At 60.2% G+C, this 1,944-nt stretch carries 3 protein-coding genes; all 3 read right to left on the bottom strand.

Translation table 11 applies throughout. From position 1 onward, the window contains the following. Positions 1-656 (bottom strand): ATP-binding cassette domain-containing protein (locus tag WCA53_RS28645; protein WP_423918986.1); only part of this gene is annotated, 656 nt, incomplete at its 3' end. Continuing rightward, positions 653-1,306 carry a DUF2291 family protein gene (locus WCA53_RS28640; protein ID WP_423918983.1) on the bottom strand — a complete coding sequence of 218 codons (654 nt, stop codon included), beginning with the start codon at positions 1,304-1,306 and terminating at the stop codon, positions 653-655. The genes WCA53_RS28645 and WCA53_RS28640, both read right to left, overlap by 4 nt. A 71-nt stretch (positions 1,307-1,377) precedes the next feature. Then, positions 1,378-1,944: substrate-binding domain-containing protein (locus tag WCA53_RS28635; RefSeq protein ID WP_423918978.1), on the bottom strand; the 567-nt coding region annotated here is incomplete at its 5' end.

Raw genomic sequence — 1,944 nt, 5'->3', positions numbered from 1 at the left:
GTGATGTAATCGCCGATGCGGATCAGTTCCTCCAGCCGGTGCGAGATATAGACAATCGCGACCCCTTGCGACTTTAAATCCGCGATGACCTGAAACAGCACGTCGACTTCTGCAGCGCTCAACGCGGAGGTGGGTTCGTCGAGGATCAGGATGCGCGCGTCCTGAGCCAGCGCCTTGGCGATTTCGACAAGTTGCTGCTGGCCTATGCGCAAGTCTTCCACCAGCGTGTCCGGGCTGACGTTCAACTCCAGACGCGCGAGCAGTTCGCGCACTTTTGCGCGTTGCGCGTCGGCGTCGATATCAATGCCAGCCCGCGTGATTTCGCGAGCGATGAACACGTTCTCCGCAATGGACAGGTTAGGAAACAGGTTCAGTTCCTGATACACGATGCCAATGCCGAGTTCCAGCGCTTGCGCACTGCTCGTCAGTTCGACCGGAACGCCTTCGAGCAGCACACGCCCGGCCGTGGGCTGCTCCGCGCCGGCGATGATTTTCATCATGGTCGACTTGCCCGCGCCGTTTTCCCCCACCAGCACGTTGACTGCGCCGCGGCGCACGGCGAAATTGACGTCTTTCAGCGCAATCGTGCCGGGATAGACCTTGGTCACGCCCTCGACGCTCAGGATGACATCGTCGTGCGTGTCTAGCGCGCTCATGATTTATCCCCTAGCACGATGACGACAGGCACCACTTCTGGGTGATCGCTCGTGCCGTCAAGGGAGAATGTGCCAGTGACCGTGATCTGCTTGCCTTGCAGGCCACTCCGTGGCACTGGCGCCATCACGTGCGTAACGGCATACGCGTTCAGCGCGGTGCCGAAGCGGGCGTAATCGATCTGGTTCTTGAAATCGGAAAACGACACGAAGTCGAGCGAATCGCGCAATGCCGTGCCGAGCACTGTTGGGCCAATATCGACGATCACGTCAGCCTTGCCTTTGCCGCTCGTATCCACGCCGATTGTCCCCTGGCTGGAGCTCGTATCGACCGATACGATGGTTCCATGCAACCGGGTTGGGAAGTTCCACGGCGCGCCGTCGTCCTTACCTCGATAGCCGTATTTCTTGCCCGTCGCGTCCGGATCGGTGCTGACTGCGTCGCGCAATGTGTCGAACGCGGTGGCACGCTTTTCGATGTCCGGCAGGATTTTCGTCGACCACATCGACGCGACCGCGGTGTTCGGGTCATAGGACGATGCGTAAGGGTCGGACGATCCTTTAGAGACCCCAGGTTCATTTTTCACGAGCTTGCAGCCTTGCAGGCTCGTGGCTGCGGCGAGTACCAGCACCGCGCATAGCCAGCCTCTCATGGATAACCTCTTGGTGTCCAGGCGCTCATTGTCCGGGGCCTTGACCTCTCACAGGCCCCGGCAGGATCAGGTCAACGCAACGCGAACATGTCCAGCTTTTTCGCGTTCATCTTGGTGATCAGCGAGCAGTCGATCAACTGCTTTTCCGGCTTGCCGGTGGAACCGGTCTTCAGGAACTTGTCGGCCTGATCGACGGCTTGCGTGGCGGCCAGCGCGGCCGGTTGCAGCACGGTCGCACGAATGTCGCCGCGCTCGATGGCGTCGCGCACATCGTTGCTGCCATCAAAGCCCACCACGATGACATCGTCGCGCTTGGCCGCCTTCAACGCGGCGGAGGCGCCCATCGCCATCGTGTCGTTGCCGGCGATCACGCCTTTCAGATCGGGATGGCTCTGCAGAATCGTTTCCATCACGCTGTACGCTTCCGTCTGGCTCCAGTTAGCCGATTGGCGCTCGACCAGCTTCATGTTCGAAAACTGGTCGATCACGTCGTGATAACCCTTCGAACGGATTCCGGCGTTGATGTCGGCTTCCCGTCCAACCAGTTCGACGTAGTTGCCCTTCTCGCCCATCGCCTTGACGAAAGCGCGGCCGCCCAGTTGAGCGCCCTGGTAGTTGTTCGAGACGATTTGCGAGAC

This window comes from Caballeronia sp. (assembly GCF_049581465.1).
Lineage (GTDB): Bacteria > Pseudomonadota > Gammaproteobacteria > Burkholderiales > Burkholderiaceae > Caballeronia.
Note: the sequence above shows the minus strand (reverse complement) of the source record. Positions and strands in the feature narration are given on the sequence as shown.